The sequence below is a fragment of the Actinokineospora sp. NBRC 105648 genome, assembly GCF_030269645.1.
In the GTDB taxonomy this organism is placed as follows: Bacteria; Actinomycetota; Actinomycetes; order Mycobacteriales; family Pseudonocardiaceae; genus Actinokineospora.
In genome coordinates this window covers 72277-86536 of the sequence record NZ_BSTR01000008.1, presented here as the reverse complement: position 1 = coordinate 86536, position 14260 = coordinate 72277, and the positions used below count along the sequence as shown (strand labels likewise).

General features: G+C 70.9%; 10 protein-coding genes. 6 read left to right on the top strand and 4 right to left on the bottom strand.

Going from position 1 to position 14260, the window contains the following annotated elements; all coding sequences use genetic code 11:
- Positions 1-334 precede the first annotated feature (334 nt).
- The 3 genes from QSK30_RS10330 to QSK30_RS10320 form a co-directional block, all read right to left on the bottom strand.
- Positions 335-1621: a glutamate mutase L gene (locus QSK30_RS10330; RefSeq protein ID WP_285501740.1), complete on the bottom strand. Its 1287-nt coding sequence runs from the start codon at positions 1619-1621 to the stop codon at positions 335-337.
- A gap of 11 nt (positions 1622-1632) precedes the next feature.
- Positions 1633-3144, bottom strand: coding sequence for an amino acid permease (locus QSK30_RS10325; RefSeq protein ID WP_285501739.1), 1512 nt, complete (start codon positions 3142-3144; stop codon positions 1633-1635).
- Positions 3145-3282: 138 nt separating this feature from the next.
- Positions 3283-5565 (bottom strand): hypothetical protein, encoded by a 2283-nt coding sequence (locus QSK30_RS10320; protein ID WP_502871822.1) that lies wholly within the window; start codon positions 5563-5565, stop codon positions 3283-3285.
- 161 nt (positions 5566-5726) lie between these two features.
- Here QSK30_RS10320 and ahcY point away from each other — a divergent pair, with 161 nt between their 5' ends.
- The 3 genes from ahcY (at position 5727) to QSK30_RS10305 (ending at position 8895) form a co-directional block, all read left to right on the top strand.
- A complete protein-coding gene (gene ahcY / locus QSK30_RS10315; RefSeq protein WP_285501735.1) occupies positions 5727-7217 on the top strand; it encodes an adenosylhomocysteinase in 1491 nt (496 codons plus the stop codon).
- A 329-nt stretch (positions 7218-7546) separates the two neighbouring features.
- The gene (locus QSK30_RS10310; RefSeq protein WP_285501733.1) at positions 7547-8269 is read left to right on the top strand and encodes a thiopeptide-type bacteriocin biosynthesis protein; all 723 of its coding nucleotides are present in this window, start codon (positions 7547-7549) and stop codon (positions 8267-8269) included.
- Positions 8257-8895 carry a dTMP kinase gene (locus tag QSK30_RS10305; protein ID WP_285501732.1) on the top strand — a complete coding sequence of 213 codons (639 nt, stop codon included), beginning with the start codon at positions 8257-8259 and terminating at the stop codon, positions 8893-8895. The genes QSK30_RS10310 and QSK30_RS10305 overlap by 13 nt, the downstream gene beginning before the upstream one ends.
- A 7-nt stretch (positions 8896-8902) precedes the next feature.
- On the opposite strand, the gene QSK30_RS10300 is transcribed toward QSK30_RS10305, so the two are convergent.
- Positions 8903-9385: a VOC family protein gene (locus tag QSK30_RS10300; protein WP_285501731.1), complete on the bottom strand. Its 483-nt coding sequence runs from the start codon at positions 9383-9385 to the stop codon at positions 8903-8905.
- 98 nt (positions 9386-9483) lie between these two features.
- On the opposite strand from QSK30_RS10300, the gene mtrA reads away from it, so the two are divergent.
- From mtrA to QSK30_RS10285, 3 genes are read left to right on the top strand one after another with little or no spacing between them, the layout of a single operon-like run.
- Positions 9484-10161, top strand: a complete 678-nt coding sequence (mtrA, locus tag QSK30_RS10295) for an MtrAB system response regulator MtrA (RefSeq protein ID WP_285501730.1) — start codon at positions 9484-9486, stop codon at positions 10159-10161.
- Between the two features lie 13 nt (positions 10162-10174).
- Positions 10175-11845, top strand: coding sequence for an MtrAB system histidine kinase MtrB (gene mtrB / locus QSK30_RS10290; RefSeq protein WP_285501728.1), 1671 nt, complete (start codon positions 10175-10177; stop codon positions 11843-11845).
- Entirely contained in the window at positions 11842-13563 is a 1722-nt protein-coding gene (locus QSK30_RS10285; RefSeq protein ID WP_285501727.1) for an LpqB family beta-propeller domain-containing protein, read from the top strand. Before mtrB ends, QSK30_RS10285 begins: the two co-directional genes overlap by 4 nt.
- Positions 13564-14260 lie beyond the last annotated feature (697 nt).

The window sequence follows — 14260 nt, the reverse complement described above, 5'->3', positions numbered from 1 at the left end:
GCCCTGGGTTGCCCGAGTTGCAAGCGGGGCTCGATCTAGTGAACTCGCTTCGTGTGGGGCCCCTAGAGCACCGCTGTGGGGAAAAAGCGTGGGGTGAAGGGCATCCCCACCACAGGTCAAGTTTAGCGGTGCTCTCCCCCCACACGAAGCGAGTCCACTAGATCGAGCATCCGTAGCGGGCGTTGCGTTCCAGCGGGGGCGGCCTCACCGCTGCGGTTTGCTGGGGGGGGGATGGGATTCACTTGGGTGCCAGCAGGGTCGGCCTATCTGCTGTGGGTGGGTGGTGGGGTCGACGTTTCGCCCGTAGCGGGTGGTTGGTGTGTGGACTGGTCGGTTATGCCTGGGTCAGGTTGCGCAGCAGTCGGTTGGCGGCTGGGTGGTGGCCTGCCTCGGTGAGGAGGCCTGCTGGGGCCAGCACGTAGTCGGTGTCCACCACGATTCGGGCCTGTCGGAGTACTGGGCGTAGCACTGGGTCCGAGGTGAGGGCCGCGTGGATCTCGTGGAGGGCTTCCGCTGAGGCGTGTCGGAAGACTCCGCCCGAGAGGACCAGTAGTCCGGCTCCGCGTGGGCCTAGGCGGCCGTCGATGAGGCGCAAGTGCCTTCGCACGGCCAAGATTGCTGCGAGGGCCGCCAGTTGAGTGTCCACGGCGGACTCTTCGGGGGTGGTCGGGATGAAGTCGACGTCGGCCGCCCGTGCCTCCGCTGGTGCCCGCAGTGTGTCGTCCGGGATCAGTTGCTCGGTGCGGGCCTCGGCCACGATGCCCGGTGCGGACCAGCGCATGCCGATGTCGCCCTCGACCGTGCGGCGGTCGGCGGGCAATGCCACCGTGGTCGCCCGTTCTTTATCCATTGTGGACACTGCGGAGTAGACGTCGGTGGTCGCGCCGCCGACGTCGACGACTAGGACTGCGCCTGCCTCGTCGTCGTCGGCCAGTACTCCGGCCAGGCGGGATACACCCACCAGCACTGCGTCTGGGGTCACTGTGCGCACCAATGACCTGAAGCGCGGTCCCTTGGACAGGCCCTTGCCGCCGATCACGTGCTGCAAGAAGACTTCACGGATAGCCCGTCGCGCGGGTCCCGGGGCCAGTTCGCCTACATCGGGCAAGACGTTGTCGGTAGGCACAACCGTGCAACCGGCGAGCGCTTCGAGCGCCTCCGCTCGCGCGTCGATGTTGCCTGCTAGCACTATCGGGACACGCAGCCGGTTTGCGCCAAGGCGTCGCGCGTTGTGCAGGAGGACGCGTTGGTCTCCGCCGTCGGTTCCTCCGACCAAGAGGACCACGTCGGGTCGGTCCGCGCGAAGTGCTCGTACGTTGGTCAGTTCACCGCTGGAGACGTGCACGACCTTCGCGCCCGCGGACAGTGCGACTCGGTAGCCCGCTTCCGCGCTGACGAGTCGCTCTTGGCCGACCACGGCCAGCCGCAGGCCCCCGCCCGCGGACGAGCACGCCAGCACCTCGGCATCGGGCGAACCCAACGCCGAGGTGACCGCGGCTATCCCGGTGAGCACCTCCGGCGGCGTCGTGCGGTGCTGGGCGGTGCCCAGCAGCTCGCCGTCCGGGGCCACGAGCGCGCCCTTGGTCCAGGTCGATCCCACGTCCAGGCAGAGGAAGGGCACGAGCGGGGATCCTACGAGTCGCGCTTGCCCACCAGCGAGTGCCGCCTGCTGTAGGCGAAGTACACCACCACGCCCAGCACCATCCACACCACGAAGCGCAGCCAGGTCAGCACGGTCAGGTTCAGCATCAGCCACACGCAGGCGACGATGGCCAGGATCGGGATCAGCGGCACCCACTTGACCCGGAACACCCGCTTGAGGTCCGGGCGGGTGCGCCGCAGGATGATCACCCCGGCGGAGACCAGGATGAAGGCGAACAGCGTCCCGACGTTGACCATCTCCTCGAGTTTGTCGGCCTCGAAGAAGGTCGCCGCGACCGCCACCAGCGCGGCGACGGTGATGGTCGCGCGGGCCGGGGTGCCCTTGCCGCCGGTGCGGGCGAGCCCGCGGGGGAGCAGGCCGTCGCGCGACATCGCGTAGATGATCCGGATCTGGCCCAGCATCAGCACCATCACCACGGTCGTCAGGCCCGCCAGCGCGCCGAAGGAGATCACCTGTGCGGCCCAGTCGACGCCGTTGAGCGAGAACGCGGTCGCCAGGGTCTTCTTGTCCTCGCTGCCGTCGGGCTTCACCGTGGTGGCCAGCTGCTGGTAGGACACCATCCCGACCAGCACCAGCGACACCGCGACGTAGAGCAGCGTCACGATCGACAGCGAGCCGAAGATGCCGCGCGGCACCGACTTCTGCGGGTTCTTGGTCTCCTCGGCGGTGGTGGCCACGATGTCGAAGCCGATGAAGGCGAAGAACACCAGCGAGGCGCCCGCGAGCAGGCCGAACGCGCCGAAGGAGCTGTTCTCGGTGCCCGCGATCACCGAGAACAGCGACTGCTCGATGCCGCTCTCGCCCGCCTTGGCGGGCTGCGCGTCCGGGATGAACGGGGTGTAGTTGGCGGCCTTGACGTAGAACAGGCCGAACACGATCACGAACAGCACGATCGCGACCTTGATGCCGGTGATCACCATGCTCACCCGCGAGGACAGCTTGGTGCCGATGGTCAGCAGCGTCGCCAGCAGCACGACCAGGACCAGCGCGCCCCAGTCCATGCTCAGGCCGCCGAGCTTGACGATGGTCGCGGTCGACTGCGAGGGGTCGAAGTCGAACAGGTAGCCCAAGACGGTGTTGAGGTAGACCGACCAGCCCTTGGACACCGCCGCCGCGCCGACCGCGAGCTCCAGGATCAAGTCCCAGCCGATGATCCACGCCACGAACTCGCCGAAGGTGGCGTAAGAGAACGTGTAGGCGCTACCGGCGACGGGGACTGTCGACGCGAACTCCGCGTAACAGAGAGCCGCCAGCGCGCAGGCGACGGCCGCGATCACGAACGCGATGGATACCGACGGCCCGGCGAAGTCGCCCGCCGTGCGCGCGGTGAGGGTGAAGATCCCCGCTCCGATGACCACCGCGACGCCGAACACCACGAGGTCCCAAGTGGACAGGTTCCGCCGCAGCTTGGTGTCCGGGTCGTCGGTGTCGGCGATCGACTGCTCGACCGACTTGGTGCGCCACAGTCCGTTGCCAGGCACAGTCGCCTCCGTCTCCTCACGGGTGAATGGGCCCAGCGAGGCTAACGCCCCGGGGGTATCCCCGCCGGATAGGAGATCGACACAGCGTTACCAATTGCCCTCAGGGCGTTGCCAGTTTGCCCCTGAAGCGTTGTCCGGTCAGCGGTTCCGGCTGGGCCAGGGCATGGTCGAGGTGGGCTCGCCGGGGTCCAGCCCGGCGGCCATCGCCACCGCGCGGTCCCACTCCGGGTCGGCGGTGTAGTTGCCGTGGCCGAGCACCCCGGGCACCCACCGGCGGCCGGTCAGCGGGCCGCGCATCGGGTCGGGCAGCCAGTGGTCGCCGCCCAGCACCAGGGCTCCGGTGGGGCTCTCCGCGGCGGCGGGCAGCGGGCCGATGGTGCCGTCCGGGCGGAAGCCGGTACCGAGCAACTGGCCGTCGCAGATCTGCCTGCTCCAAGTGGTGACCGCGCCGCCGAGCGGGTCGGTGCCCCGGCACAGCGACCGCCACCGGGTGCCCAGCCTGCCCGTCAGCTCTGCCAGCGACGCGTGCGGCACCGCGGCTGGGAACGCGCGGGGGTAGGCCCACTGCAGCTGCGAGCCGAGGGTGACCAAACCGATCCGTTGGCGTTCAGGTTCGTTGAGCGAGTCCAGCAATCGTGCGACGGTAACCGCGACGAGCAGGCTGCCCTGACTGTGCCCGGTCAGCACCACCCGCGTTGAGGGATCTTTCAGGTGCTCTATCGCGCGGGCCGCCAATTCGGGGACCACTTTCAACGCGTAGCACGGTGGCACTGTCGGATGCGCCTCGCGCGGCCAGAAGGACGCCAGGTCCGCGATCACCCCGAGCCGACGGCCCGCCTCTGGTTCCTTTGCAGCCGTGTACACCGCGCGCAGCAGCGCGGCAGCCGCGACACCGAGCGCCAAGACGCCCAACGGTGCCAACGGGCTCATCCAGCCCGGCGGCCGGAGATCCGCGACGCGCATCGACACCGAGATCCCCGTACCGGCAGCCAGCACCGCGGCCAGCGCCAACACGATCCGGTGGACGTTGCGCCGCTGCCACCCCGCCTGTCGCCAAGCGCGCAACGCGGCGACGGCGTCGGCCGCGCGGCCCTTGTGCAGCAAGGCGACCTCGACATAACCCGCCGGGACCAAGAGCAGCCGCACCGCCGCGACCGCGATGATCGGCAGGGCCACCGCCGCGCCGATCACCGAGGCGGCACCCCACAGCAAGGTCACCTGCTCGTAGCCACGCGGCAGTTCGATGCCGTCCGAGCCGACCAGTTTCCGCAGCGACACCGCCAGGCCCGCACCGAAACCGCCGCCGAGCAGCGAGGCGATCGCCAGCACCGGCACGGTCATCCAGCCACCGGCCCACGGCCGCAGCTCGCGCGGTTGCGCGGCCCACACCCGGCGGCCGATCAGCGCGGCGGGAATCAGGACTAGCCCCAGCAGGACGACGACCCCGATGAGCCCCGCCGCGATCGCCTCCACTGTCGGCCCGGTGCCCACCAGGTCCGAGGGCAGATCGGCCGACAGCCCCGCGGTGACCACCAGCGCGACGCCCAAGCCGAGCAGCACCCCGCACGGCACGCTGCTCAGCAACCGCCGCAGCCAGCGCCCGCCACCCCGGGGCTCGGCGCCGCGCGGGTCGTCGAGCACGAGCACGCACAGGACGCAGAAGCCGACAAGAGCCATGGCGACCAACCAGACCCAGTGCTGCAGTCCGCGCGCCGGCGCGGCGAAGGGGCCGCCGATCGGCAGCAGGGCGACGGTGGCGAGCGCGGTGGCGAGGTGCAACGTGCGCAGCGCGGGGGTATCCGGGTCGGCGACCAGGTTGCGCCCGGGCAGCTCCACCTTGAGGTTCGGCGGCGCGTCCGGCGGGTTCGGCGCGGCCGGGGTTTCCCAGGCCACCGAGGAGATCCGGTGCAGCACGAAGATCGCGGCGAGTACCGGCAGCAAGCCGACCGCGGGTCGGAACCCGGCCACCGAGCGCACCGAGTCCGGCACCCAGCCCAGGCAGCCCGAGCCCGGTGCCAGGCACTGCGCGGCCACCAGGTCCAGGCTCACGACCGCGGCCTGCGACACCAGCAAGGCGGTCAGCAGCAACGCGGCGAGCCGCAGCAGCGACCGGCTGAGTAATCCGAGCAATCGCCCGGCCACGCTCCCGCTGGGGATCGGCGGCAGCATCCAGTGCGCCATGTTGGCCAGGGAGAACGGGAACAGCAGCGCCCAGGTGGCCTTGGCCCAGCCGCCCGAGGTCATCGCGCCCCAGACGTAGCCCTCCACCACGCGCGGCACCGAACGGCCCTCGGCGCGCAGCACTGGCCCCGGCGCGGGCCGCAGCAGCCGGTCGGCGGGGCGCACGATCCGCCCAACGCCGTCGCCCGCGACGTCGACCGCCGCCACCGAGGTGACCAAGGCCTCCGCCGAGGTGCCCATGATCCCGTGGACGCGCAACTCGACCACCCGGGTTTCCGAACCGGTAAGCAGCACGTCCCTCCCTCGTCACTCTCCGGCGCGGTACACCCCTTTTGGCCGCCCCGCGCACTTCGGCCCAACGGTAGTGTTCGGCAGGAACAAGAGTCTGGAGGATGTGCCCGATGACCGCAGAAGACACGCGGAGCACGACCGGCGCGAGCTATGCGCAGACCCGCAATGGCATCGATTTCGCCGTGGCCGACCTGTCCCTGGCCGAATTCGGCCGCAAGGAGATCCGCCTCGCCGAGCACGAGATGCCCGGTCTGATGGCGCTGCGCCGCGAGTACTCCGAGGTGTACCCGCTCCGCGGTGCCCGCATCTCGGGCTCGCTGCACATGACCGTGCAGACCGCGGTCCTGATCGAGACCCTGGTCGCCCTGGGTGCCGAGGTGCGCTGGTGCTCGTGCAACATCTTCTCCACCCAGGACCACGCCGCCGCCGCGGTGGTCGTCGGTCCGCACGGCACCCCGGAGGAGCCCAAGGGCGTCCCGGTGTACGCCTGGAAGGGCGAGACGCTGCCGGAGTACTGGTGGGCGACCGAGAAGATGATGACCTGGCCCGGCGGTTCCGGCCCGAACATGATCCTCGACGACGGCGGCGACGCCACCCTGCTGGTGCACAAGGGCGTCCAGTACGAGAAGGCGGGCGTGGTGCCCGCCGCCGAGGACGACGACCCGGAGGAGTGGGGCCTGATCCTGCAGACGCTGCGCGCGTCGCTGGCCGCCGACCCCGGCAAGTGGACCAAGGTCGCCGAGAGCCTGCGCGGGGTGACCGAGGAGACCACCACCGGGGTGCTGCGCCTCTACCAGCTCGCCGCCGCCGGTGAGCTGCTCTTCCCGGCGATCAACGTCAACGACTCGGTCACCAAGAGCAAGTTCGACAACCGCTACGGCATCCGCCACTCGCTGGTGGACGGCCTCAACCGCGGCACCGACGTGCTCATCGGCGGCAAGGTCGCGGTCGTCTGCGGCTACGGCGACGTCGGCAAGGGCTCCGCGGAGAGCCTGCGCGCGCAGGGCGGCCGGGTGATCGTCACCGAGATCGACCCGATCTGCGCCCTGCAGGCGGCCATGGACGGCTTCGAGGTCCGCTCGCTCGACGAGGTCATCGACCGGGCCGACATCCTGATCACCACGACCGGCAACAAGGACGTGGTGACCGCCGCGCACATGGCGCGGATGAAGCACCAGGCGATCCTGGGCAACGTCGGCCACTTCGACAACGAGCTCGACATGGCGGGCCTGGCCCGCTACCCGGGCGTGCGGCGGGTCAACATCAAGCCGCAGGTCGACGAGTGGGTCTTCCCGGACGGTCACTCGATCCTGGTGCTGTCCGAGGGCCGCCTGATGAACCTGGGCAACGCCACCGGCCACCCCAGCTTCGTCATGTCGAACAGCTTCTCCAACCAGGTGATCGCCCAGATCGAGCTGTTCACCAAGCACGAGGAGTACGACAAGGAGGTGTACCGCCTGCCCAAGAAGCTCGACGAGAAGGTCGCGCGGATCCACCTCGAGGCGCTCGGCGGCACCCTGACCAAGCTGACCAAGGAGCAGGCCGAGTACATCGACGTCGACGTCGAGGGCCCGTTCAAGTCGGAGCACTACCGCTACTGACCCACCGCGTTGGGCACGCCCCAACACTTCTCGGGCCCCGGCACGCAACCCGCGTGCCGGGGCCCGCGTCTTGTGTCACTGGAAGGTGTAACACCCCGACCCGTTCGGGCGATCTTGTGTAGTTCTGGCGCGCGCAGGGGGCACGCCAGAGCCGCGGAGGCCACCCCGGGGGGTGGAGGACAGCCGTGGGCGGCGTGGACCCGATGGGGAGAGTCGGGTCCGCGCCGGCCACGGCTGTCGCGACCGGCACCGCCGGCACGATCAGGTGGGCGTCAGGATCGCGTCAGCGCGGCTCGGGACCATGGGGACAGTCCCGGGAGGAGTCGTCAATGACGCGCACCGTCGAACCGCCTGCCCTTACCCGGTCCTGGACCGGCTTGCACGTCCACCTCGCCTGGTCCGGCGAGCACGCCGACACGTTCCTGGTGGGCTCGATCGCGCCGCTGATGAACTCGCTGCGGGCCACCGGCCGGCTGGCCGACTGGTACTTCCAACGCGACCGGACCCACCTGCGGCTGCGGCTGCGCGGGGCCGACTGGTACACCGTCCGGGCGCTGCGCGCCGACCTCACCCGGCTCGCCACCGCGGCCGACTTCCCGCTGGTCGGCGAGCACGACCACGGCGTCGTCCGGCAGGTCGCCTACGAGCCGCGGACCGAGGTCTTCGGCGGCCCGGGCGCGATGCCGGTCGCCGAGGACGTCTTCTGCCGCTCGACCGACCTGGCACTGCAGGTGCTCGCGCTGGCCCCGACCAAGTTCGACGCGGCGCGCACCGTGGTCGCCGCGACCGTGATCGCGCTCGGCCACGGCGGCGACACCGCCGCCGACCCCGCCCTGACCAGGTGGGTCAACGCCGTCCAGCGGTCCAGGCGCAAGCTCGGCGACGACCCGTCCGAGCCGGTGGCCGGTCGGTGGCTCGGGGTGTGGAGCGCCCACCTCAACCTCTTGCTCAACCGGCTCGGCCTGGACCCGCAAGAGGTGCGCGACCTGGTGGCGAAGTCCCCGCTGGCCCCGTACGGCCCGCGCGTAGGGTCTGGCGTGTGGGACGACTGATCGTCATCGAGGGCATCGACGGCGCGGGCAAGCGGACGCTTGCCGACAAGCTCACCGCGGCGTTCGGTGAGCAGGGCGCGAGCGTCGGGTCCCGGGCTTTCCCCCGGTACGGCCAGTCGGTGACGGCGGATCTCGTCCAAGAGGGTCTGCATGGTCGGCTCGGCGGGTTGGGGGAGTCCGTCTACGGGATGGCCGTGCTCTACGCGCTCGACCGGCAGGGCGCCCTCGACGACCTCTTGTCCGATCTGGCGTCGTTCGACGTGGTGCTCTTGGACCGTTACGTGGCGTCCAACGCGGCCTACGGTGCTGCCCGTCTGCACGAGGACTCGCGCGGGGAGTTCGTCGCGTGGGTCCGCGCGTTGGAGATCGACCGCTTCGGTCTTCCTACCCCGCACGCACAGCTCTACCTGAGCGTCACCCCGGCTCTTGCGGCTGAGCGTGCCGCGCACCGCGAGCAGGTCGATGCCCGCGCACGCGACAAGTGGGAATCCGACCAGGACCTGCAAACCCGTGTCGCGGACCTCTACGCGTCCCTGGCCGAGGACGCCTGGTTGTCCCCTTGGCACACCCTCGACGGCTCGGCCACAGCGGACCTCCCCGCCCTGGCCGCGAGCTTCTTGGTCTAGACGGCGCCTAGACAGCGCCGATCACGTCCGTGCCCCACCGCGCGATCTCGGCGTCGATGTCCAGCGGCCGCGGGGCGCTCGACTGCTCCATCTCGGCGGTCACCTGGTCGCGCGGAACGAACCAGGACACCTCGAACTCCACGCCATCGGGGTCCTTGGCGTACAACGACTTCGACACACCGTGGTCGGATTGGCCCACCAGCGACCCGGCTGCGACCAGCGTCCGGCGGAACTCGGCCAACTCCGGCAGCGTCTGCACCGACCAGGCCAGGTGGTAGAGGCCGACCGCGCCGGGTGCCTGTCCGGCCGCTTCCATCCCAACCTGGAACAGGCCCAGGTCGTGGTCGTTGTCGGAGTCGGCGGCCCGCAGGAAGGCGGCCCCGGGGAACTCGGTGGTGACCCGGAAGCCCAGCACGTCGCGGTAGAACGCCACGCTGCGGGCCACGTCGCGCACGTAGAGGACGGCGTGGTTGAGCCTGCGGATGCCCATCGATCTGCTCCTTCGAGTCGTTCAAGCTTCAACGTACTCGATCGGGGTAGCGGCCGGGCGGTGCGCGAACTCGGTGTGAACAGTGCGACGATGTGACCATGAAGGCACGAGTGCTGGTGGTTGACGACGACCCGGCCCTCGCCGAGATGCTCACTATCGTGCTGCGCGGCGAGGGTTTCGACACGGCAGTGGTGGCCGACGGCTCCCGGGCGCTGCCCGCGCTGCGCGAGCTCAAACCAGACCTCGTGCTGCTCGACCTCATGCTCCCGGGCATGAACGGCATCGACGTCTGCAAGGCCATCCGCGGTGAGTCCGGTGTGCCCATCGTGATGCTGACGGCCAAGAGCGACACCGTCGACATCGTCCTGGGCCTGGAGTCCGGCGCCGACGACTACGTGGTCAAGCCGTTCAAGCCCAAGGAGCTGGTCGCCCGGGTGCGCGCCCGGCTGCGCCGCACCGAGTCCGAGCCCGCCGAGACGCTGGGCATCGGCGACCTCACCATCGACGTGCCCGGCCACGAGGTCACCCGCGACGGCAAGGCCATCCAGCTCACCCCGCTGGAGTTCGACCTGCTGGTCGCGCTGGCCCGCAAGCCGCGCCAGGTGTTCACCCGCGAGGTGCTGCTCGAACAGGTCTGGGGCTACCGGCACGCCGCCGACACCCGCCTGGTCAACGTGCACGTCCAGCGGCTGCGCTCCAAGGTGGAGCGCGACCCGGAGCACCCCGAGGTCGTCCTGACCGTACGGGGGGTCGGCTACAAGGCGGGCCCTCCGTGACCGGGGCGAGGCCGTGCGCGCACTGCTAGCCCGCCTCACCGCCGCCGCCCGCGGCCTGGCCGCCGCCGGGCGGCGCCGGTCCAGCGCGTTCAGCGACCTGTGGCGGCGCTCGCTGCAGCTGCGGGTCGTGGTCAGCACGCTGGCGCTGGGCTCGGCGGTGGTGTTCGTGCTGGGCATGGTGCTGCAGAACCAGATCACCGAGCGGCTGCTGGGTACCAAAGAGGACGCCGCGATCAACCAGACCCGGGCCGCGGTGCAGATCGCCGAGCGCGAGCTGGCCGGGATCAACGGCTCGGACCCGATCAAGGACCGGCTCAACAGCGCGGTCAACAAGCTCACCAGCTCCTCGCCCGACCAGTCCGGCGCGGGCTCGGCCGGGGCGTTCGAGCCGGTGCTGGTCAACGACACGCTCAAGACCCCGCCCGCCGACGTCAGCGCCGCCGGGCCGTACGACAAGGTGCCGCAGTCCCTGCGCGACTTCGTGCTCACCACGCCGAACCGCACGATCTCCCAGATCTACACCGTCGAGCGCAACGGCGAGCGCATCACATACCTGATGGTCGGTTCCCCGGTCACCACCTCGAACCCCGCGCCGTTGCAGCTGTACATGCTCTACCCGCTCGCGACCGAGCAGCGCACTATCGACGTCGTGCAGAGCACCTTGGTCGTCGGTGGTCTTGTGCTCCTGTTGCTCTTAGCGGGGATCACCAACCTCGTCACGCGGCAGGTAGTGCTACCGGTTCGCCGTGCGGCCCGCGCTGCCGAGCGGTTCGCCGAGGGTGAGCTGGACGAGCGGATGGTCGTCGCGGGCGAGGACGACGTCGCGCGGCTCGCCCAGTCCTACAACGAGATGGCCGAGAGCATCGAGCGGCAGATCCGCCAGCTGGAGGACTTCGGCCAGCTCCAGCGCCGGTTCACCTCCGACGTCTCGCACGAGCTGCGCACCCCGCTGACCACGGTCCGGATGGCCGCGGACGTCCTGCACGCCTCCCGCGCGCAGTTCCCGGCCGGGCTGGCCCGCTCCACCGAGCTGCTGGTCGACGAGCTCGACCGGTTCGAGTCGCTGCTGGCCGACCTGCTGGAGATCTCCCGGCTCGACGCGGGGGTCGAGGAGCTGGTCAGCGAGTACGCCGACCTGCGCGCCATCGCCCGCCGGGCGGCCGAGTCGGTCCGGGTGATCGCGCGCAACGCGGGCTCGGAGATCGTGCTCGACCTGCCCGAGGACGAGGTCACCGCCGAGGTCGAGTCCCGGCGCATCGAGCGGATCCTGCGCAACCTGCTGGCCAACGCCATCGACCACGGCGAGGGCAAGCCGGTGGAGCTGCGGATGGTGATGACCGAGGACGCGGTCGCGGTCACCGTGCGCGACCGCGGCGTCGGGCTGCGCACCGGTGAGGCCGGGCTGGTCTTCAACCGGTTCTGGCGCGCCGACCCCTCGCGCAACCGGCACACCGGCGGCACCGGCCTCGGCCTGGCGATCAGCCTGGAGGACGCCCGCCTGCACGGCGGCGGCCTGGACGCCTGGGGCGAGGTCGGCGACGGCGCCTGCTTCCGGCTCACGCTGCCGCGGCTGCAGGACGTCCCGTACGGCACCAGCCCGCTGCCGCTGCCCCCCGCTGACGCGCGCCCGGTCACCCAGGTGGCCCAGCTGCCGCTCTCGGTCCCCGAGGAGGCCTACCCGTGAAACGGCTGCTCATCGCCCTGTTCTGCGCGTTCCTCGCGGCGGGCTGCGCGAACATCCCGGACCGCACGCTGCCCAAGATCGTCGTCGAGGCGACCGAGCAGCCGCAGCGCCAGATCGGCAAGCCCGCCCCCGGGCTCGACCCGTTCTCCCTGGTCCAGGGCTTCGTCAACAACGCGGGCACGCCGGACATCGCGCGCACCTACCTGACCGAGGACATCAAGCCCAACTGGAAGGGCTCCGCCGAGCCGCCGACGATCATCAAGAACGAGTCGGTCCGCACCGTCCCGCAGTCGGTGCAGGAGGGCCGGGACAACGCCAACGAGCAGGTGGTCGTCCTCACCGCGACCGCGCTGGGCAGGCTGGTGGGGGACCGGTCGTTCGTCCCGGGTGTGCAGTCGGTGACCTACCGGGTGATCCTGCGCCGCGAGGACGGCCAGTGGCGCATCGCCGAGCCGCCGAACACGATGCTGATCAACCAGTCGGACTTCGAGGCCAGCTACCGCCGGGTCAACCTGGAGTTCTTCGACCTCGACCAGCGGGTCCTGGTGCCGGACCTGCGCTACGTCGAGACCGAACCGCGCCAGGGCCTCTCCGGCCGGGTGCTCGACCTGCTGCTGGCGGGCCCGTCGGAGCCGCTGCGCGGTGCCGTGCGCAGCCCGCTCGACGGGGTCACGCTAAGCACCAACGTGGTGGAGGAGGCGGGCGGCGCGATCCTGATCAACCTGTCCCGGCTCGACAAGCCCATCGAGGATCGGCAGCGCATCGCCGCGCAGCTGGTGTACTCCCTGCGCGACGTCACCAGCAGCCCGCTGCGGCTGCGCGTCGAGGGCGCCGACCTGGTGCCCGACCACCAGGACTGGACGGTCGGCGACGTGGGCTCCTACGACGCCCTGACCACCCTGAAGCCGGACCTGTTCGGCCTGGCGGTGGTCGACGGCAGGCTGCGCTCGCTGCGCGACGGCAAGCCGGTGGAGGGCCCGACCGGCGCGGGCGCCTACGACATCGTCAGCGCGGCGCAGTCCCTCGACGGCACCCAGCTCGCGGTCGTGCAGCGGACCCCGGTCGGCATGCGCCTGCGGGTAGGCCGGACGAACGCCGAGCTGCCGGAGGTGAGCCTCTCGCCCACCGCCACCCTGACCCGCCCCACCTGGCTCGTCGGCGGCGCGAGCGAGAACGGCCCCAGCGAGGTGTGGACGGTGCAGGACGGCACCCTGGTGGTCCGGGTCGTCCGAACGGCGGACGGCAAGTGGGACGACTTCCCGGTGGACGCCTCGGAGTTCACCCAGAACGGTGGCACCATCACCCAGCTGCGGCTCTCCCGCGACGGCGCCCGGGTAGCCGCGGTGGTCAACGGCGAGGTCAAGGTCGCCTCGGTGGTCCGCACCAACGACGCGGTCACGATCAGCGCGGTCCGCACCCTCCAGGGCGGTGTGGTCAAGGACGTCATCGGCCTGGACTGGCTCGACCGGCTGACCCTGATCGTGGCGACGGAGCAGACCACCCTCCCGGTGGCCAGCATGCCGATCGATGGGCTCACCTACACGAGGTACAACACGACCAACCTGACCCTCCCGGTCCGCGCGATCACCGCGGCACCGAGCCGGTCGGCCATCGTGACGGACGGGTCGGGGGTGTGGTTCACCCAGGAGGCGGGCAAGGTCTGGCAGCTGCACCAGTACGTCCAAGCAGCCGGAGCACTGCCCTTCTACCCGGGCTGACCGCCCCTGTGGACAACTCCACGCACACATCCCGGCGGTGCCCCACCCTGCTCCCATGCGATTCCCCGGCACCACCAACCCGAACCCGCTCGCACCTTGGCCGGCCCCGTTCCGCGCCGCGTCGCCGACCGCTGTCCGACATCCGCCTCCCGGTCGGGCCCCCGCCAGGGCACAGGCCGGGCCGTGTGTCGCCGCACCGCGGGCGTCCTGCTCCCGGATGCTCGCTGCCTTGCGCCCTGTCCGCGCCCGGCCCCGTCGTGCGCTTGACCCGGCCGGTCCTTCCCTTGACCTGTTCCACCCCTTCCCGCGCCCGGCCAGGTGCATCCCGCCCCACCACCTCCGCCCCCTGCTAGGTCTGCTCTGCCTCATCCCCGGCGTGTTCCTGTTGCCCGGTCCACCCCGCCCCGGTGATCCATTCCGCCCGCTGCGAGACCTGTGCCGCTCCTTGCTCGACCTACTCCTCCCCCGCCACTGCGCGGGGTGCGACCGCCCCGGCACCCACTGGTGCCCGGCCTGCGCCCTCAGCATCACCGGCCTCATGGCGGTGGAGCGCAGTGCGACCCACCGCGGCCCGCCCGTCCTGGCCCTGTCCCCGTACGCGGGCCCCGCCCGGCGCGCGATCCTGGCCTACAAGGACCACAACTGCCGCGCCCTGGCGATCCCGCTCGGCCAAGCCCTGGCGCAGGCACTCCCCGCG